Below are 18,135 nucleotides of genomic sequence, written 5' to 3' on the forward strand. Positions count from 1 at the left end.
ATCGCGCCTTGGATTACTTCTTGGCTCTCAACGTCTCGACGTCGGTCTTGCCGACATACCAGTCGCGGGCGTTGACCTCCTCGAAGACGACCCAAACGTCGTCATTGCCCAGCCCGGTGGCGTCCATGATGGCCGCCGTGACTTTCCTGGCGATGTCAGCCTTCTTGCCTGCCGGATCGGCGGCGATCACTTCCTTGACGATGCGGATGTTGACGAATGGCATGACGCCCTCCTCTTGAATTGTGTCTGATACCGCCGAGAGCCGGCTTCGAACTCCGCTCCGGCGAACCGCAGGATGGTTGCTCCGGAAGCCCCGGCGAAGCGGGCGCAGCGGCTATCCGCAAAACGGCCACTAAGGGCCGCCAGAGAAGCGTTTCCAGCAGGCTCAATAGGTCTTGGCCCCGTTCACCATCAGCCGCACCGAATAAAGCGAGGTGGTGCCGGCGATGTAGAGACAGTTCAGCTTGGCGCCGCCGAAAACGCAATTGGCGGTCACCTCCGGTACCTTGACCTTGCCGATCAGCGTGCCGTCGGGATCGTAGCAATGGATGCCGTCGGCGGCACTCGTCCAGATACGTCCATCGGCGTCGAGCCGGAAGCCGTCGAACAGTCCGGCCGTGCAGTCGGCGAACACCTTGCCTCCGGAAACCTTCTTGCCGTGCTTGCCGACGTTGAACACCCGCATATGTGCCGGGTTCTCGGCGCCATGCGTGCGGCCGGTGTCGACCACATAGAGCAGGCTTTCGTCTAGCGAGAAGGCAAGGCCGTTCGGCCTGACCATGTCGGTGATGACAGCCTCGATATCGCCCGTATCGGGATCGACCCGGTAGACATGGCAGGCGCCGATTTCACTCTCGGCCTTATCGCCCTCATAGTCGGTGTCGATGCCGTAGGTCGGATCGGTGAACCAGATCGAGCCGTCGGACTTCACCACGGCGTCGTTGGGCGAGTTCAGCGGCTTGCCCTTCCATTTGGCGGCGATGGTGGTGATCGAGCCGTCATGCTCCGTGCGGCTGACGCGGCGGCCCGAATGCTCGCAGGTGACCAGCCGGCCTTGCCGGTCGACGGTGTTGCCGTTGGAATTGCCGGACGGCTGACGGAAGACACTGACGCTGCCGTCCGTCTCATCGTAACGCAGCATGCGGTTGTTCGGAATGTCCGACCAGACGACATAGCGGCCAGCGGCGAACCAGGCCGGCCCTTCCGCCCACCGGCAGCCGGTGAACAGCTTCTCCACCTGCGCGTTGCCGTTGAACAGGCGCCCGAAACGTGGATCGAGAACCTCATAATAGTCTGCGGCCGCCATGCATTTCCTCCCAGTCATCGGTGACACCGGATCAAGCCAGCCCGCAATCGATCTGGCAAGACAGGGTAACGCTAATTTGTAAGACAAAACGGAAGGCGGCTCGCCGGCCGGCCAGGCCGCGTCGTCCCAGACCTTAGGGAGCCATTAACCGGCTATGCGCTGGCTGCAATGGTGCATTGCAACATCTTCTTTTTGCAACGCACCATTCCTATGTCATGATCCGTACCGATCAAGGGAGGAATAAACGGCCGCGCCGAATGCGGCACAGAAGGAACCTTGCTATGATCTTCAACGACCTCATGACCCGCGCTCGCAGCAGCATCGCCAAGCGCAAGCACTACAATCGTCTCGTCGCCGAAATCGACAGCTTCTCCAGCCGCGATCTGGCCGATATGCGCGCCGACCGCTCGGAAATGCTCTACCAGATCCACAAGCAGATCTACGGCTGAGCAACCCATAGCGTTTGTCGTCTCGGGTCGCACCCACGGAGCTTCGCTCCTGCTCTGCCCGTGGGTGACGAAGGTGGGTCGGGCCTACTGAAAATTACGCCCTTTGGGCATGACCCTCTCCGCCTCTTCCGACAGCATTGCGAGATCCTGTCCGTCTTTCAGCATCGCGGGCCGTATTTCGGGTTGGCCGGAGCGGTCCGAAGGATCGGCGGCCGGCAGTGCGGTCGCACCGACCTTTTCCAGCAGCACGGTCAGCCAGGGCGTCAGGTCCTCGATCTTTTCGGCGACGATATGGACGACACCTGATTCCGACTGCAGTTTCCCGGTGACCTTCACAAACCGGGCACCCATGACGATGGGCCGGAAACGGATGAAGGTCCTTTCCCAGAAGATGACATTGGCGACGGCCTTGTCGTCTTCGAGCGTGAGAAAGATCGCGTTGCCCTTGCCGGGGCGCTGGCGCACCAGCACCAGTCCGGCAACGCAGACCCGCCTGCCGTCGCGCACGGAAGGCAGGCTCGCATTGGGAGTGATGCCGGCGCGGTCGAGCCGCTCGCGCAGGAAGGCGACCGGATGCGCCTTCAGCGACAGGCCGAGCGAGCGGTAGTCATGGATGACATGCTCGCCGAGCGGCATTTTCGGCAGCCTCGTTTCAGGCTCCAACTCGCGCAGGCTGAGCGCCGGCTGGTCGAACAGCGGCAGCTTCTCGGCGGCACTCTTGCCGTCGAGCGCGCGGACCTCCCAAAGTGCCGCGCGGCGGTCGAGGCCGATGGAGCGGAAGGCGTCGGCCTGCGCCAATTTCTCGATCTCGTCGACATTGAGGCCGGAGCGCAGCCAGACATCCCGGACCGTCGAGTAGCCGGCGCCGCGCCGCTCGACGAAAATCTCCATGCGTTCCCTGGAAAGTCCCTTGATCTGCCGGAAGCCGAGCCGCACCGCATGCCTCGTCTCGATGACACCGCGCATTTCGGCATGGCGCGGCAGGAGGCGGGCCGGGTCGAAAAGCGCCTTTTCCAAAGTGCAGTCCCAGACGGAGAAATTGACGTCGACCTCGCGGATGTCGACGCCATGGTCGCGGGCGTCGCGCACCAGTTGCGCCGGCTGATAGAAGCCCATTGGCTGCGAATTCAGGATCGCGGCGCAGAACACGTCCGGATAGAAGGTCTTGAACCAGCAGGAGGCGTAGACGAGCAGGGCGAAGGAAGCGGCGTGGCTTTCGGGAAAGCCATACTCGCCAAAGCCCTCGATCTGCTTGAAACAGCGCTCGGCGAAGTCCTTTTCGTAGCCTCGACCTGTCATGCCGTCGATCATCTGCTGGCGATAATTGCCGATCGTGCCGGTGCGCTTGAAGGTGGCCATGGCACGGCGCAGTTCATCGGCCTTGCCCGGCTTGAAGCCGCCGGCGACGATGGCGATCTTCATCGCCTGCTCCTGAAACAGCGGCACGCCCAGCGTCTTGCCGAGAATCTCTTTCAGCTCCGCCTTGGGATATTCGGGCTTTTCCTTGCCCTGCCGCCGGCGCAGATAGGGGTGCACCATGTCGCCCTGGATCGGGCCCGGCCGTACGATCGCCACCTCAATGACGAGGTCGTAGAATTCGCGCGGCTTGAGACGCGGTAGCATCGACATCTGAGCACGCGATTCGATCTGGAAGACGCCGAGCGTATCGGCACGGCAGATCATGTCGTAGACACGGGAATCCTCCTTGGCGATCGTATCCAGGGTCAATGGCCTGCCATAATCGTCTCTCACGCCGTAATGGGTCTCGAGCAAGGTGAAAGCGCGCTGGAGGCAGGTCAGCATGCCGAGCGCCAGAATATCCACCTTGAGGATTTTCACCGAATCGAGATCGTCCTTGTCCCATTCGACCATCTTGCGCTCGTCCATCGCCGTCTTGACGATGGGGACGATCTCGTCGAGCCGGTCCTTGGTGATGACGAAGCCGCCGACATGCTGGGAGAGGTGGCGGGGAAAGCCCATGATCTCGTTGGCGCGTTCCATCACATGCCGTGATACCGGATCCCTGCTGTCGAGGCCGCCGGCCCTGGCTTCCTTCTCGCCGAGTTCCGAGGTCGACCAGCCCCAGATCGAGCCGGAGAGAGACGCCCTGACATCCTCCGAAAGGCCCATCGCTTTCGACACTTCGCGCAGCGCCGAGCGGCCGCGATAGCTGATGACGGCGGCGGCGAGCGCCGTGCGCTTGGAGCTGTATTTTGTATAGATGTACTGCATCACCTCTTCGCGCCGTTCATGCTCGAAGTCGACGTCGATATCCGGCGGCTCGTTGCGTTCCTCGGAAATGAAACGCTCGAACAGCGTGTCGATCTTGTCCGGCCCGACCTCGGTAATGCCAATGCAGAAGCAGATGATCGAATTGGCCGCGGAGCCGCGGCCCTGGCAGAGAATGCCTTCGCCTCGGGCGAATTTGATGATGTCATGGACGGTCAGGAAATAACGGGCGTAATTCAGCCGCTCGATCAGGACGAGCTCTTCCTGGATTCGTTTTATCACGCTGGCGGGGATACCGCCGGGAAAGCGCCCGGCTGCACCTTCCCGAGCCAGTCGCTCCAGCTCCGCCTGCGGCCCGAGACCCGATTCCGTCGGCTCGTCGGGATAATTGTACTGAAGATCGCCGAGCGAGAAGGTCAGCTCTTCGCCGAAACGCAGCGTCTCCACCAGCGCTTGCGGATACCGGCGGAACAGGCGCGCCATTTCCTGCGGCGGCTTCAGATGGCGTTCGGCATTGGCGGACAGCTCCAGCCCCACCTCGGCGACCGGAACATTGAGGCGGATCGCGGTCAGCACATCCTGCAGCGGGCGCCGTTCGGCCGTGTGGTAGAGCACATCGTTGGTCGCCATCAGCGGGATGCCGCTGCTCTCGGCGAACGCCGCCGCCTGCTCGATCCGGAAGCGATCATGGCCGGCATAACAGGGTGAGACGCCGAGCCGCGGGGCCCTGCCGAAGCGATCCTTGAATTCACGGAGCAAAGCCAGACTGTCTTGCGCGCCGGCCGCCAGATCGGGCAGGACCGCCAGCGACATCCGGTCCCCCCATTCGAGCAGGTCGTCGCGCCGGAGCAGGGTGGCGCCCTTTTCGGTCTCGTCACGCAGATTGGCCTGGGTGAGCATGCGGCACAGATGGCCCCAGCCCGCGCGGTCCCTGGGATAGGCGAGAATGTCCGGCGTGCCGTCGCCAAAAACCAGCCGGCAGCCGGGATGGTAGGCAAGCTTTTCGACCTTGGCCTGCTGCCAGGCGCGCACCACGCCGGCGACGCTATTGCGGTCGGCGAGCCCGATCGCGGAGAAGCCCATGAGCTTGGCCGCGACCACCAGCTCCTCGGGCTTGGAGGCGCCCCGCAGGAAGGAGAAATTCGACTGGATGCCGAACTCGGCATAGGGGATGACGGTCAGCGCGTTCATGCGAAGACCCCATGCATGAACCAGCGCGGCGGGATCTGCGAGACGCCGCCGTAAAGGCCTTGCCGGTACAGCCAGTAGCGGCGGCCACCGGCATCCTCGATGCGGAAATAGTCGCGTGTCGATGCCGCCGCATCGCCCGGCGCCTCGCGCCACCATTCGGCGGCGATGCGCTCCGGACCTTCGGCGCGCGTCACACGATAAAGCGCGCGGCGCCAGCGGAAATGCAGCGGCGGTCCCTCCGGCATTTCGGTGGCCGGCACCTCGATGGGCTCGGGCGAACGGAACAGCCGGATCGGTCGTTCCGGCGGGAAGATGGTCATCGGCGCCTGCATCCTGTCCGGCTTCTTGGGTGGCGTGGTCCGGCGCGGGGCTTCGGTGAAGGGAATGATGGCAACGGCGCGTTCCGGCAGATGGCTTTCCACGGGAACCGGCTGCAGAACCGCGCCCTCACCGAGGCGGGCGCGGATACGGTCGGCGAACAAGGCGATGTCGGCGCCGTCATCGGCCGCTTCGCCGGTCAGATCGGCCTGCTGCATGTCGAAAGCGGCGACGGCCAGCACCGAGAGGCGCACCAGGTCGAAGCCATATCCGGCATCGATATGCTGCTCGAGTGCCGCCAGCCTTTCATGGAACAATTTCCGGACCAGCAAGGGTTCGCGCATCGGCCGCGAGGTGCCGAGCGCGATGCGGCTGACGGCGCCGTCGACGCGAAAAAGCAGCAGTGCCAGGCTCCTTGCGCCTTCGCCGCGGCGTTCGAGGTCGGTCTTCAAGGTCGTCGCCAGCATGCCCACCAGCCGTTCTATTTCCTCCGTCAGCGTGACGGGCTCGGCGAGATGACGTTCGACCGAAAGCGGCGCGACGGGAAGACGCGGTGAGATCGCCTCGTCGAGACGGCCAAGCGCCTGGTCGAGGCGCTGGAGCAGCAGGGCGCCGAACCGGCGGGCGAGCGGCGCGCGCGGCGCCGCCATGACGGCGCCCGCCGTGCGCAGCCCCACACTTTCCAGGCTAGTACGGGTTTCCGGCGCTATGCGAACGGCGGCCAGCGGCAAGGGGGCAAGCAAGGCTTCCTCCTCGCCTGATGGAACGATGCGGTCGCCGCAAAACCGGGCCGCCGCCCAGGCCGCTCCGGGCGTGCCGGCAAGCCCGCCGCGGACGTCGAAACCCTGCTGGAAGAAGCGCGACAGGATTTCGTCCAGCATGGCGCGTTCGCCGCCGAACAGATGGGTGCAGCCGGTGACGTCGAGGAACAGGCCGTCGATGCCGTCCAGCGCCACCAGCGGCGTGTAGCGGTCGCACCAGTCGGCGAGGCCCTCGAGCAGGCGCCGGTCGGCCTCCGGATCGGCTTCGACGATGTCGATCGACGGATGCATGGCGCGCGCATCGGCAATCCCCATGTCGCGCTTCAGGTGCAGCGCCTCAGCCCGCGCGTCGAGGGCCGAGATGCGCTGCGCGTTGCCCTGGCGATGGCTGATCACGAGCGGTGGGTGAGATAGCTGCGGATGATCCGACGGCCGGGAACGCCAGGATTTCCCCAGACGCTGCCGCAGGATCCTTTCTGTCGCGAGATAGGGAAACCATAGGGACAGGATTCTCTGCCCATTCGTTGCTCGCCCTGCGCCTTTCCTCGCCCCTTCTTTCATCGAATTTGCGTTCATCGGGGTTCCACTCCAGTGTGAATTGTCCAGGCAGGGCCGTGCGGCTCTTGCCGATGCTGATGGTGAAGGCCGGGTGGCCGATCGAGCCGGCGAGCGGCCCGGCGACTGTTTCGCGCGGCACGGCCGGCGCCGACGCGACAATCAGACGAACAGGCGCCGCCGTCGGTTCGGGCTCGGCCGCTTGCCGCAGCAGGAACACCGGCCGGCCGGCACCTTGCGCCCGCGCATGCAGGCGGCGTGTCGCGGTCAGGTCCAGCCGCTGCGGATTGCCGCGGATCTCTAGGATGACGGCGGCAAGCGCGGTCATCCGGGCCGCCTCCTCGGCGATCCACAGCGCATCGACAAGCCGGGGCGCCTCGGAAAACAGCAATTGCCCGGGCTCGATGCCGAACGAGGCATGCAGCCCCCTGGCATAGGGAAAGCCGGCCTCGTGGAAAATTTCCGATGTCCCGATCCACAGGATGGGCAGCCCCTGCGCCTGGTTGAGGATCAGGCTGACGATCGACAGGGCGAAACCGGCGACGGCTCCTGCATCGCGGGTTTCCAGGCCATGGATTTCGGTCAGGGCGGCTTTCGGCAGGCCGCCGCTGAGCGCGGCATCGAGCCGCTCGATGCCAATGGGCAGGAAAGCATCCGGCAAGGCCGCGGCAAGGCCGCGCCGGACGATCGTCAGATCGCTGCCGGCGTCAGCATCAAGGGGCGCGCCAGCCGGTGCCTGCAGGCGCTCGGGCAGTGTTCCCTCGATCTTCGCGATCTGGCGGCGCAGGGCAAAAACAGTCTCCCGCGCCACGGCGGTCATCGCCATGACGGTCAGCTTCACTCACAATTGTTCCTGTTATGTTCCTATAGATTCCAGAGGGGATCGGAAGAGTCAAGCAGAGTCATCAAGGAATTTATTCCTCTTCCTGCGCGACACCGGCGTACAGGCGTCATTTGCCTCGACCAGCGCGAACGCCTATATCCGGGATCAAAGGACAAAGCATGGCCCGCATCTACAAGACCCGCACCTGGCATGGTGAACTTGCGCCCTCGATGGAGGAATTGGAGTTCCTGGCCCTGGAGGCCTATGCCCACCTGCCGGAGGATTTTCGCAAGCTGACCGGCGAGATCGTCATCCAGATCGCTGAGTTCCCGACCGACGAGATCATGGACGACCTGTCGCTGGAAACGCCGTTCGACCTGCTCGGCCTGTTCGAGGGGCGCGGCATCGCCGAACGCTGGAACCCACAAACAGGCGAAGGCCCGAACCGCATCACGCTCTACCGCCGCGCCATGCTCGACTACTGGGCCGAAAACGAGGAAACGCTGGGCGACATCGTCACCCACGTGCTGATCCACGAGATCGGCCACCATTTCGGCCTGTCGGACGATGATATGGAGAAGATCGAAGAGGCGGCGGAGTAGCTCTCGGCGTTTTCCCCTACCAGTCGCTGAGCTTCGTATCCGGTCCGTATTCCTGGCCATCGACATCCTTCACCACGGCCTGGCCGCAGCGCATGGTCTTGGTCTTCTTGTCGTAGGCGTAGGTCGGCGAGCCGAACAGGTGCCAGCCCTTGTTCAGCGCCGCCGTCACCTTATGGCAGAAGCTGGCGTCGTCCGGGGCGGTGAGAAAGCGGTAGAGTTTCATCGTCCAATTCCTGTCGTGTATCCCAAATCGGCGAATATCATGCGCCGATGGCGGCCGCTTTCGCCAGAAGTTTTTCGGCCTGTGCCAAGTGCAACCGCTCGACCATCCTGCCATTCAGCGCGATGACGCCCTTGCCGCTGTTTTGAGCAAGCGCGAAGGCATCCTTCACCGCGCGCGCCTCGGCTAGCGCCTGCGCCGACGGGGCGAAGGCACGGTTGGCGGCCTCGATCTGCGATGGATGGATCAGCGTCTTGCCGTCAAACCCCATGGCGGCGGCCTGCGTGCACTCACGCGCGAACGCGTCCGGGTCGCGAAAATCGTTGAACACGCCATCGAGCATGTCGATCCCGCCGGCGCGTGCCGCCAGCAGCATCTGCATCAGCCATGGCAGAAGATAGGCGCGATCCGGCGTCGCCAGCACGCCGGTATCCTTGATCAGGTCATTTGTTCCGGCGATGAAACAATCCAGGCGCGAGGCGGGGTCGCGGCCGAGTTCGGCAATGGCGCCGATGTTGAGCATGGCCTTGGGTGTCTCGATCATCGCCCATAGTTTCACGCTGTCCGGGGCAAAATTATCGTCCAGCACATCGCCAACTTCGAGCACGTCACGCGGCGTGTCGACCTTTGGCAGCAGGATGCCGTCCGGCTCCGCCTTGGCCACGGCCGCAAGATCGTCAGTGCCCCATTCGCTGGACAGCGCATTGACGCGCACCACCATCTCGCAGCGCCGGCCATTGGCATCAGGGCGGTTGGCGAAAATGCCGGTCAGTTTTTCGCGCGCGGCGATCTTGTCGGCGGGGGCGACGGCGTCCTCGAGGTCGATGATGACCGCGTCGCAGGCAAGCTGCGCGATCTTGGCCAGCGCCTTGTCGTTGGAGGCCGGGACATAGAGCACGGAGCGGCGCGGGCGGTAGGTTTCGGTCATGCCAGATCTATGCCGTGTGTGGTCGGGCGAGGCAAGCCGATAGCCCTGCACGAAAACTGCACGCGCCTGCGGAAAACCTCCTCCGATCCGCCGCATCGCTTTCCTGCATGCCTGCGAGACAGTCGGCATGCACAAGCGAGCAAAACCCCGTCTACCTTACCGGCTGCGCAGCGAAGGCTGGTGGCTGGTCGACCCGCAACGCGCCAACCCCGCTGCAATTCCCCCGTTTGTCCGCAAGAGTCCGCCGCCATGGCGATGGGACGCCATCAGGAAAATCAGGCCGTGACCTCCTTCTTCCGCGCCGCGCCAAGCTATTGCAGCCGCTTGGGCGTCGCCGTGCTGCTGGTCGCGCTCGCCGATTTCCTGTTCTACGGCCAGCCCGCCGGGATCACGGTTCTGCTGTTCGCCATCCTGATTGCCGCCGCTGTGGTTGCCGTGCATCCCGCCGCCTTCAGCGACGGCAAGGTATGGCTCAAGTCGGCCGCCTTGCTTGTCGCGCTGTTGCCGCTCGCCGAGACTGTCAGTCCCTTGTCCGTCTCGATCGCCCTTGCCGCGCTGGTGGCGTTCGCGCTTTCGCTGAGCGGCCGGCTGCGACACCGCACGGCGCGCGTTGCAGGCCAGATCGTGCTGTTCGCACTGGCGGCGCCGGTCCGGTTCCTCAGCGATTTTCTCAAGTGGCGAAGAGTGGCGCGGCGGTTCGGCGGGCATCGCATAAGGCTGGCGGCGATCGCGGTCTGGGTGATGCCGCTGACGCTGGGCGCGGTCTTCGTCGCCCTTTTCGGCGCCGCCAATCCGGTCATCGAATACTGGCTGTCGCTGATCGACCTGATGAAGCTGCTCGACCTCATCCAGTTGACGCGGATTGCCTTCTGGCTATTCGTGCTTGCCGGCGTCTGGGCCTTTCTACGGCCGCGCCTGCCGCGCTTTCAGCGCCGCATCGCCAGGCCAAATCACCCTCCTGCCGATGCCCAGCCAGCGGCGGACAGGCACGCCGTCGAGGACATCGTCTTCGGCAAGGCCGCCATCCTGCGCGCGTTGATCGTCTTCAACGTTTTGTTTTCGCTGCAGAGCGGGCTCGACGCCACCTATCTGTGGGGCGGGGTCGCGCTTCCCGATGGTTTGAGCTACGCCGCCTACGCGCATCGCGGCGCCTATCCCTTGATCGTCACCGCGCTGCTAGCCGCCGGTTTTGTCCTTGCGGCGTTGAGGCCCGGCAGCGAGACATCGGCCGACCCGCTCATCCGCCGGCTGGTCTATGCCTGGGTGGCGCAGAACATCATGCTGGTCGTCTCATCGATCCTGCGGCTCGATCTCTATGTCGGCATCTATGCGCTGACCTACTGGCGCGTCGCGGCTTTCGTCTGGATGGGACTGGTGGCGGCCGGCCTTGCGCTGATCATCGCCCGTATCGCGCTCGGAAAATCCAGTGAATGGCTGCTCTCCGCCAATCTTCTGACGTTATCCCTGGCGCTTTATGTCTGCTGTTTCATCAACTTCGCAGCAACGATCGCCGATTACAATGTCGACCACTCTCTTGAAATGACCGGCCAGGGCATTCCCCTCGACGCCTGGTATCTCCGCTCGCTCGGGCCGGACGCGTTTCCAGCGCTCGATCGCTTCCTCGACCGTCGGCGCGGGACGGCCAATGCCGGTGCCGTCGGCGAACTGGCAAGGTTGCGCGGTGTCGATGAAGGCTGGTATCGCAGCCTGCAGGAAAACTGGCGAAGCTGGAGCTTTCGCGACTGGCGCCTGCTTCGCTATCTCGACAAAAGGCGGCCTATTGTTCCCAGCGTCGCAGAACCCGTGCCGGATCGCTAATCCATGCCGCATCACATCCTCGTCGCCGACGATGACCCGCATATCCGCGAAGTGATCTGCTTCGCGCTGGAAAAGGCCGGCATGAAAACGGCCGCCGTGTCCGATGGCGCCGCCGCTCTGCAGGCAATCGAACGGCGCACGCCCGACCTTGTCGTGCTCGACATCGGCATGCCAGAGATGGACGGGCTGGAGGTCTGCCGGCGGCTGCGTCACACATCAGACGTGCCGGTGTTGTTCCTGTCCGCGCGCGACGAGGAGATAGACCGCATCCTCGGGCTCGAAATGGGTGGGGACGACTATGTCACCAAACCGTTCAGCCCGCGCGAACTCGTCGCCCGCGTCAACGTCATCCTGCGCCGCGCCCGTCCGGCGGCGCTCGAACCGGCCGACGACAGGCAGTTCGCGCAGGGAAAACTCACCCTGGCGCCGGCCAGCCACGCGGCCGCCTTCGACGGCAAGCCGCTCGCCCTGACGGCGATCGAGTTCTCGATCCTGAAAGGGTTTCTGGCGCGGCCCACCCATGTGCTCGATCGCGACGCGGTGATGGCCAATGCCTATGCCGGCAAGATCCATGTAGCCGACCGCACCGTCGACAGCCATATCCGCAACATCCGCGCCAAGTTGGCGGCGATGGGTTGCCCGGAGGTCATCGAAACCGTGCACGGCGTCGGCTTCCGGCTCGGCCGATGCGGCTGACGACATCAAGCAAGTCGATTGGCAGCAAGTGGATCGGCCGCAAATGGCGGCCGCGCCTTGCCACGGTCGTCGTCGCCATCCTGATCCTGGTGATGTCCCTGCCGCTGGTCGGCCTGTTCTTCTTCCGCCTCTATGAGAACCAGCTGATCCGTCAGACCGAAGCGGAACTGATCGCACAGGGCGCCGCCATCGCCGCTATCTATGCCCAGGAGGTGCGCGACGCCGGCATTTCACCGGAAAAGCTTGGCGTGGCGATGCCGCTGGCGAATGGCACCACGAGCCGAGGCGCCAATCTCGATTCGCCCTATCGGCCGATCGAGCCGCAGCTCGATCTCGCCTCGGATTACGTGCTTCAGACCAGGCCGGTAGGGATCCCTGCCACGGTCGATCCAGCTTTCGCCGCGATCGGCGCGCGGCTGGCTGGGATTCTCGATGCGACGCAGAAGACCACGCTGGCCGGCTTCCGGCTGCTCGATCCCAGGGGCGTCGTGATTGCCGGGCGCGACGAGATCGGGCAGTCGCTCGCCGAGGTCGAGGAGGTGCGTGAGGCACTCGCCGGGCGCTATGCCAGCGCGCTCAGGCTGCGCATCCCCAACCAGCCGCCGCCGCTCTATTCGGTCAGCCGCGGCACCAGGGTGCGCGTGTTCGTCGCCCTGCCGGTGGCCGTCGACGGCAAGGTCGCCGGCGTGGTCTTTGTCTCGCGGACGCCTAACAACATCATAAAACATCTCTATGGCGAGCGCGGCAAGGTGACGGCGGCAGCGATCGCCATTCTCGGCGGCACGCTGCTCATCGGCCTCGTTTTCCTGCGCACCGTCAGCCGGCCGATCTACGCGCTCATCGACCGCACCCAGCGCATCGCCGCCGGTGAGCGCAGCGCGATCCGGCCTCTCGACCACCATGGCACGCGCGAAATGGCGGAGCTTTCCGCCGCCTTTCTCGATATGGCCGAAAGACTACAGGCGCGCTCGGACGCCATCCAGACCTTCGCCACCCATGTCTCGCATGAACTCAAATCGCCGCTGACGGCGATCCAGGGTGCGGCCGAATTGCTGCGCGATTCAGGCAGCGGGATGGCCGATGAAGAGCGGCGGCGCTTCTCCGACAATATCGTCACAGATGCAGGGCGGCTCAACCTTTTGGTCCGGCGGCTTCTCGACCTGACGCGGGCCGAAAACCTCGCGCCCAGCGGCGAAAGCACCTCGGTCGGCGCCGCGCTGGCGCTGCTCCCCGTCGACGCGAGGCTGGCGGTTGAGGTCGAGGCCGGCGGCGACCTGGCCTTGCGCATCTCGTCCGAGAACGCTGCCATAGTGCTTGCCAATCTCATCGACAATTCGGCCAGGCACGGCGCGACCCTAATTTCCATCACCGCCGCAAGCGCGAGCGGCAGGGTTTCCGTTCTGGTCAGCGACGACGGCGCCGGCATTTCGCCGAGCAACCAAGGGCGGATCTTTGAGCCGTTCTTCACCACGCGGCGCTCTACCGGCGGCACCGGCATGGGTCTGGGCATCGTGCTGGCCCTCCTGAAAGCGCATGATGGTACGATCCGGCTGGTTGACTCCGAGCGCGGCACGCGCTTCGAGATCACTTTGCCGGTCGCGTAGATTGCGGACGGGGGATCGGAGAAAAAAGTGCGTTACGACATCGTCATCATCGGCGGGGCCATCGTCGGATCCTCGGTCGCCTACTATCTGCGCGAGGAAGGGTTTTCCGGCTCGATCGCGCTGATCGAGCGCGACCCGCAATTCGCCCATTCGGCGACGACGCTGTCCATGGCCTCGATCCGCCAGCAATTCTCCATTCCGCAAAACATCCGCCTGTCGCAGTTCACGCTAAAACTGTTTCGGCGGCTGAAGGAAGAATTCGGCACCGACGCCGATATCGGTTTTCGCGAGGGCGGCTATCTCATCCTTGCCGGCGAGGCCGGGCTGCCGATCCTGAAAGCCAACCACGAAGCGCAGGTCGCCGAGGGCGCTGACATCCTGCTTGAGGACGCCGAACAGCTGACGCGCCGCTTCCCCTGGCTGTCGGCCGAAGGCATCACCGCCGGCGCCTATGGCCGGACCGGCGAGGGCTGGTTCGACGCGCATGCGATGCTGATGCTGTTTCGCAAGGCGCTGCGGCGGAAGAAGATCGACTTTATCAGCGCGTCGGTCACCGGCGTCGAGCGGCAGGGTGACCGCGTCACCGGCGTCAGCCTCGACAATGGCGATCGGCTCGAGGCCGATACCGTCATCAATGCCGCCGGGCCGAATGCCGGCAAGGTCGCTGCCCTTGCCCAGCTTTCGCTGCCGGTCGAGCCACGCAAGCGCAACGTCTTCGTCTTCGAGGCGCGCGAGAAATATGTCGACATGCCGCTGCTGGTCGATCCCTCCGGCATCTATGTCAGGCCGGAAGGCTCGGTCTACCTCACCGGCGGCGCCGAGCCGGAGGAGGGCGACGGCCCGGCCGATCCCGGGGATTTCGAGGTCGACTGGCCGCTGTTCGAAGAGGTGATCTGGCCGGTGCTGGCAACCCGCATCCCGGCCTTCGAAGCGATCAAGCCGACGCGCGCCTGGGCCGGGCATTACGACTACAACACGCTCGACCAGAACGCCGTCATCGGCCCTCACCCCGAGGTGACGAATTTCCTGTTCGCCAACGGATTCTCCGGCCATGGGCTGCAACAGGCGCCGGCGGTCGGCAAGGCGCTGGCCGAACTGATCGTGCATGGCGGCTACCGGACGATCGACTGCTCGGCATTTGGCTACGCGCGTGTCGCCGAAGGGCGGGCCTTCCGGGAATTGAATGTGATTTGAGCCGGCAAGAACGATCGACGTTAGCTGCCCCTCCAGGGTCTATGCCATCATCGCGTCAATCTTGAGCGCGTTGCCCAGCGCATTGCCTCCGGCCGTGTTGTCGAAAATTCCCCAGACCTCGGCACCCGAAGCGGCCGCTGCCTCGACTTGCCGGCTGAAGCGGTCGAGACTTTCGGCATCGTAGTCGGAATAATAGACGCGCGGCGCGCCATGCCAACGGAAATAGGCGAGGCCGGGCCAGCCGCCCGGCACCGCGGCAGGCGGCGCCGGAGCCGGATCGGCGGCAACGCGCGCGATCCGGCGAGCCGCCAGAAGTGCTTCAGCCTCTGCATCGAACCAGCTGGGATGGCGCGGCTCGCAGACCAGCCTGGCTTGCGTTCGCTCGCCCAGCATGTCGAAGAAATCGCTCGCGACATCTGGCTCGAACGACAGGCTCGGCGGCAACTGCACCAGAAGCACGCTCAGCTTTCCACCGAGACCTTCGACCTCTTGGAGAAAGCTTTGCAAAAGATCGTTGCAGTCCACGAGACGGCGCTCATGGGTGATCGCCTTCGGCATCTTGGCGGCGAAGCGGAAGTGCTGCGGCACGGCGCGTGCCCAGCGGTAAAAGGTCTCGCGGCGGTGCGGCTTGTAGAAGGACGTGTCGATCTCGACGATCGGAAAGTGCCTGGAATAGCGTTCGAGATGCGATCCGGGTTGCGGGAAATTGTCCTTGTATCGTGTCGGAATGCCCCAGCCAGCCGTGCCTATGAAACATGCCTGTTTTCCCATGCATGGGGATGTGGACCAGAACAGACGTGGGTCAAGGCGTGCGGAGGGCGCGTGACGACGCTCCGCACGCCGATCAGGCCGCGGCCAGCCTTCCAGCCTCGACATGCGCCCTCAGCCAGGCCAGCACTCGTGCCCAGCCCTCGGCATGTTCAGCCGCCGCCTCTCGCAGCCCGCCAAAGCCGCCATGGCAGATGGTGACGCGCGTGCCGTCGGCGATAGGCTCCAGCAGCCATGCGACCCTGGTTTGGCGCCGGCCAAGCGTGGGATGGTCCCAGCCATATGCCCACGTCTGCACGATCCGGCGCGGTGTTTCGATTTCGAGGAATTCGCCGCTGGCCGGCAGGTCCCTACCGCCGGCCGTGCGCACGACCACGGTCCAGCGGCCGCCGACGCGAAGGTCGGCCCACCAGCCGACCATCCTGTAGGTATCGGCTGACCCCCACCATTGCTCGACTTCCTTGCCGACCAGCGCCCCGAAGACGCGTTCGGGAGGCGCGCCAATCTCGGCCGATGCCATGATCGTCTCGCCATTGGTCATGCTCCGCACCCTGAGAGCTTGCATGATCTATGCCTCCATGGAATTTGTTCCGCCAGCGAAACGAGCTCAAGCTTTCGACGGCGGACGCTCGAATCCCTTGCCCGTCTCGAGCAGGCTCTTCAGGCTGGCCAGCACCAGCGGCCAGCCCTTGGCGACATTGCCAATCAGCCTGTGCGGGCCGTCAGCCTCATGGGTGACGGTAAGTTTCATCAGCTCGCCGTCGGGCTCGATGGTGAAGGTGCAGCGCGTGTAGCCGTCCTCCCTGATCTCGGGCATCCATTCATTGCGCCATTTGATGACCAGGCGGCGTGGCGGGTCGATCTCAAGAATCTCGCCACTGTCGGCGACACTGCCGTCCGGGAAGATCAGCTTCCAGCTGGAGCCCACCTTCCACTCGCTCTCCTGATAGGAGCAGAGGAAGAACTGCCGGTTGAACTCCGGGTCGGTCAACGCCTCCCAGAGTTTCTCCGGCGTGGTGCGGATGTAGGTTACATAAACGAAGCTGTTGCTCATCAGTCTTCCCTTTCGAGGCGTTTCTTCAGGTCACTCAACGCATCAAGCCGATGGCGCTCGAACTTGCCGATCCAGCGCTCGGCGATCTCGTTGATTGGAACCGGGTTGAGGTAGTGCTCCTTCTCTCGGCCCCGGCGGATGGTGGTAACGAGGTTCGCTTCTTCCAGGATCGCCAGGTGCTTGGTCACCGCCTGGCGGGTCATGGCCATCTCTGCGCACAGCGCATTCAGCGTCTGTCCGTTCCTGGCATGGAGGCTGTCCAGCAATTGCCGGCGTGTCGGGTCGGCCAGGGCGCGAAAAACGGCATCCATGCTCATGGCTTAATATGCAACCATTTGGTTGCATGTCAAGCGGCAAGATCGCGCACCATTGACGATGGATAGATCACAGAAGAAAAGTCAGCGCTTGCGGGAGATCCAGAAGGCGTCGGGTATGCGCTTCATGCCGATGCGTTCATAGAATCCGACAGCGTCGGGCATCGAAATCAGGCTGATGGCGACCGACGGTCCGAGCTGCCGGGCCACCTCGTCCATCAGCCCCTTGCCGATGCCGAGCCCTTGCGCCTTGGCCGAGACGGCAAGATCGCTGATGTAGCAGACCCAGGAAAAGTCGGTCAGGCAGCGGGCCACGCCAATCAGCGGCGTGGCTTCCTTGTCGAGATGCGCCATGTCGAGACGGGCGGTCACGATCAGGTTGGCGCCCTCCAGCATCGCCTTCAGCCTTGCCTCGTCATCGACAGGCCGGACTTCGCCGAGACCGGACTCCACCAGTACGCGGCGGAATTCGGAAATACCGAGCGCCGGTTCACGCGCATAGAGGACGTGGGAGTTTTCCGCCATGGGACCAGACTGCACCATCGGGCGGTGAATTCGAAGCTGTTTTGCGCAGCGCCCTTATGCCGGCCCGCACGAACAGTGCCTTTTATTTGCCCCCGGCTTTGTGTAAACCGGGCCCCAGCAAATCCCCCCAACGAAAACACGGGCCAAAGCCATGGAAAAATTCACCAAGCTCACCGGCGTCGCCGCTCCCATGCCGATCGTCAATGTCGACACCGACATGATCATCCCGAAGGATTATCTCAAGACGATCAAGCGCACCGGGCTTGGCACCGGCCTGTTCGCCGAGATGCGCTACAAGGACGACGGCTCCGAAAATCCGGATTTCGTGCTCAACAAGCCCGCCTACCGCAAGGCGCAGATCCTCGTCGCCGGCGACAATTTCGGCTGCGGCTCGAGCAGGGAACACGCGCCATGGGCGCTGCTCGATTTCGGCATACGCTGCGTCATCTCGACTTCGTTCGCCGACATCTTCTACAACAACTGCTTCAAGAACGGCGTGCTGCCGATCACCGTCAGCCCCGAGGACCTGGAGAAGCTGATGGATGACGCATCGCGCGGCTCCAACGCCACCCTGTCGGTCGATCTCGAAGCCAAGGAAATCCGTGGTCCGGACGGCGGCGTGGTCACCTTCGACCTCGACGACTTCAAGCGGCACTGCCTGCTCAATGGGCTCGACGACATCGGCCTGACCATGGAAAAGGCAGGCGCCATCGCCTCGTTCGAGAAGAAGAACGCCGAACTGCGCCCCTGGGCCTGAGCGGCCGCCAGGACCGGCCCCTT

At 64.2% G+C, this 18,135-nt stretch carries 19 protein-coding genes; 7 read left to right on the top strand and 12 right to left on the bottom strand.

Going from position 1 to position 18,135, the window contains the following annotated elements; all coding sequences use genetic code 11:
* Nucleotides 1-13: 13 nt before the first annotated feature.
* Together AC3CB8_RS03285 and AC3CB8_RS03290 are read right to left on the bottom strand one after the other, a co-directional pair.
* Entirely contained in the window at nucleotides 14-223 is a 210-nt protein-coding gene (locus AC3CB8_RS03285) for a tautomerase family protein (RefSeq protein ID WP_023774508.1), read from the bottom strand.
* 162 nt (nucleotides 224-385) lie between these two features.
* A complete protein-coding gene (locus AC3CB8_RS03290) occupies nucleotides 386-1,306 on the bottom strand; it encodes an SMP-30/gluconolactonase/LRE family protein (RefSeq protein ID WP_023774507.1) in 921 nt (306 codons plus the stop codon).
* 281 nt (nucleotides 1,307-1,587) lie between these two features.
* Here AC3CB8_RS03290 and AC3CB8_RS03295 point away from each other — a divergent pair, with 281 nt between their 5' ends.
* Nucleotides 1,588-1,755: a hypothetical protein gene (locus tag AC3CB8_RS03295; RefSeq protein ID WP_023774506.1), complete on the top strand. Its 168-nt coding sequence runs from the start codon at nucleotides 1,588-1,590 to the stop codon at nucleotides 1,753-1,755.
* Between the two features lie 84 nt (nucleotides 1,756-1,839).
* Here AC3CB8_RS03295 and AC3CB8_RS03300 read toward each other — a convergent pair whose 3' ends face one another.
* Genes AC3CB8_RS03300 through AC3CB8_RS03310 form a run of 3 tightly spaced genes read right to left on the bottom strand, consistent with a single transcriptional unit; the run spans nucleotide 1,840 to nucleotide 7,635 of the window.
* A complete protein-coding gene (locus AC3CB8_RS03300; protein WP_352563936.1) occupies nucleotides 1,840-5,175 on the bottom strand; it encodes an error-prone DNA polymerase in 3,336 nt (1,111 codons plus the stop codon).
* On the bottom strand, nucleotides 5,172-6,650 hold the full coding sequence (locus tag AC3CB8_RS03305) for a DUF6504 family protein (protein WP_352563935.1): 1,479 nt from the start codon (nucleotides 6,648-6,650) through the stop codon (nucleotides 5,172-5,174). The genes AC3CB8_RS03300 and AC3CB8_RS03305 overlap by 4 nt, the downstream gene beginning before the upstream one ends.
* Nucleotides 6,592-7,635 carry an ImuA family protein gene (locus tag AC3CB8_RS03310; RefSeq protein WP_023774503.1) on the bottom strand — a complete coding sequence of 348 codons (1,044 nt, stop codon included), beginning with the start codon at nucleotides 7,633-7,635 and terminating at the stop codon, nucleotides 6,592-6,594. Before AC3CB8_RS03310 ends, AC3CB8_RS03305 begins: the two co-directional genes overlap by 59 nt.
* 176 nt (nucleotides 7,636-7,811) lie before the next feature.
* On the opposite strand from AC3CB8_RS03310, the gene AC3CB8_RS03315 reads away from it, so the two are divergent.
* Nucleotides 7,812-8,234 (top strand): metallopeptidase family protein, encoded by a 423-nt coding sequence (locus AC3CB8_RS03315; protein ID WP_023774502.1) that lies wholly within the window; start codon nucleotides 7,812-7,814, stop codon nucleotides 8,232-8,234.
* Nucleotides 8,235-8,250: 16 nt separating this feature from the next.
* On the opposite strand, the gene AC3CB8_RS03320 is transcribed toward AC3CB8_RS03315, so the two are convergent.
* On the bottom strand, nucleotides 8,251-8,457 hold the full coding sequence (locus AC3CB8_RS03320; RefSeq protein WP_015314987.1) for a DUF1737 domain-containing protein: 207 nt from the start codon (nucleotides 8,455-8,457) through the stop codon (nucleotides 8,251-8,253).
* 37 nt (nucleotides 8,458-8,494) lie between these two features.
* Complete coding sequence (locus AC3CB8_RS03325; RefSeq protein ID WP_023774501.1) at nucleotides 8,495-9,382, bottom strand: HpcH/HpaI aldolase/citrate lyase family protein; 888 nt, start codon at nucleotides 9,380-9,382, stop codon at nucleotides 8,495-8,497.
* Between the two features lie 249 nt (nucleotides 9,383-9,631).
* Here AC3CB8_RS03325 and AC3CB8_RS03330 point away from each other — a divergent pair, with 249 nt between their 5' ends.
* From AC3CB8_RS03330 to AC3CB8_RS03345, 4 genes are read left to right on the top strand one after another with little or no spacing between them, the layout of a single operon-like run.
* Complete coding sequence (locus AC3CB8_RS03330) at nucleotides 9,632-11,200, top strand: DUF4153 domain-containing protein (protein WP_435053101.1); 1,569 nt, start codon at nucleotides 9,632-9,634, stop codon at nucleotides 11,198-11,200.
* Nucleotides 11,201-11,203: 3 nt separating this feature from the next.
* The gene (locus AC3CB8_RS03335) at nucleotides 11,204-11,896 is read left to right on the top strand and encodes a response regulator transcription factor (RefSeq protein WP_023774499.1); all 693 of its coding nucleotides are present in this window, start codon (nucleotides 11,204-11,206) and stop codon (nucleotides 11,894-11,896) included.
* Nucleotides 11,887-13,500 (top strand): ATP-binding protein, encoded by a 1,614-nt coding sequence (locus AC3CB8_RS03340; protein ID WP_352563934.1) that lies wholly within the window; start codon nucleotides 11,887-11,889, stop codon nucleotides 13,498-13,500. Before AC3CB8_RS03335 ends, AC3CB8_RS03340 begins: the two co-directional genes overlap by 10 nt.
* A gap of 27 nt (nucleotides 13,501-13,527) precedes the next feature.
* A complete protein-coding gene (locus AC3CB8_RS03345; RefSeq protein ID WP_352726528.1) occupies nucleotides 13,528-14,694 on the top strand; it encodes an NAD(P)/FAD-dependent oxidoreductase in 1,167 nt (388 codons plus the stop codon).
* Between the two features lie 39 nt (nucleotides 14,695-14,733).
* Here AC3CB8_RS03345 and AC3CB8_RS03350 read toward each other — a convergent pair whose 3' ends face one another.
* The 5 genes from AC3CB8_RS03350 to AC3CB8_RS03370 all read right to left on the bottom strand — a co-directional run bounded on the left by AC3CB8_RS03350 (nucleotide 14,734) and on the right by AC3CB8_RS03370 (nucleotide 17,355).
* A complete protein-coding gene (locus AC3CB8_RS03350) occupies nucleotides 14,734-15,465 on the bottom strand; it encodes a DUF72 domain-containing protein (RefSeq protein ID WP_352563932.1) in 732 nt (243 codons plus the stop codon).
* Between the two features lie 73 nt (nucleotides 15,466-15,538).
* Nucleotides 15,539-16,027 (bottom strand): SRPBCC family protein, encoded by a 489-nt coding sequence (locus AC3CB8_RS03355; RefSeq protein ID WP_352563931.1) that lies wholly within the window; start codon nucleotides 16,025-16,027, stop codon nucleotides 15,539-15,541.
* Nucleotides 16,028-16,069: 42 nt separating this feature from the next.
* Entirely contained in the window at nucleotides 16,070-16,516 is a 447-nt protein-coding gene (locus AC3CB8_RS03360) for an SRPBCC family protein (protein WP_352563930.1), read from the bottom strand.
* Complete coding sequence (locus AC3CB8_RS03365; protein ID WP_015314978.1) at nucleotides 16,516-16,833, bottom strand: ArsR/SmtB family transcription factor; 318 nt, start codon at nucleotides 16,831-16,833, stop codon at nucleotides 16,516-16,518. Before AC3CB8_RS03365 ends, AC3CB8_RS03360 begins: the two co-directional genes overlap by 1 nt.
* Nucleotides 16,834-16,914: 81 nt before the next feature.
* Complete coding sequence (locus tag AC3CB8_RS03370; RefSeq protein WP_352563929.1) at nucleotides 16,915-17,355, bottom strand: GNAT family N-acetyltransferase; 441 nt, start codon at nucleotides 17,353-17,355, stop codon at nucleotides 16,915-16,917.
* Between the two features lie 151 nt (nucleotides 17,356-17,506).
* Between AC3CB8_RS03370 and leuD the strand changes: the two genes are divergently transcribed.
* The gene (gene leuD / locus AC3CB8_RS03375) at nucleotides 17,507-18,112 is read left to right on the top strand and encodes a 3-isopropylmalate dehydratase small subunit (RefSeq protein ID WP_015314976.1); all 606 of its coding nucleotides are present in this window, start codon (nucleotides 17,507-17,509) and stop codon (nucleotides 18,110-18,112) included.
* Nucleotides 18,113-18,135: the final 23 nt, after the last annotated feature.

The sequence above is a fragment of the Mesorhizobium sp. P160927 genome (assembly GCF_057766385.1).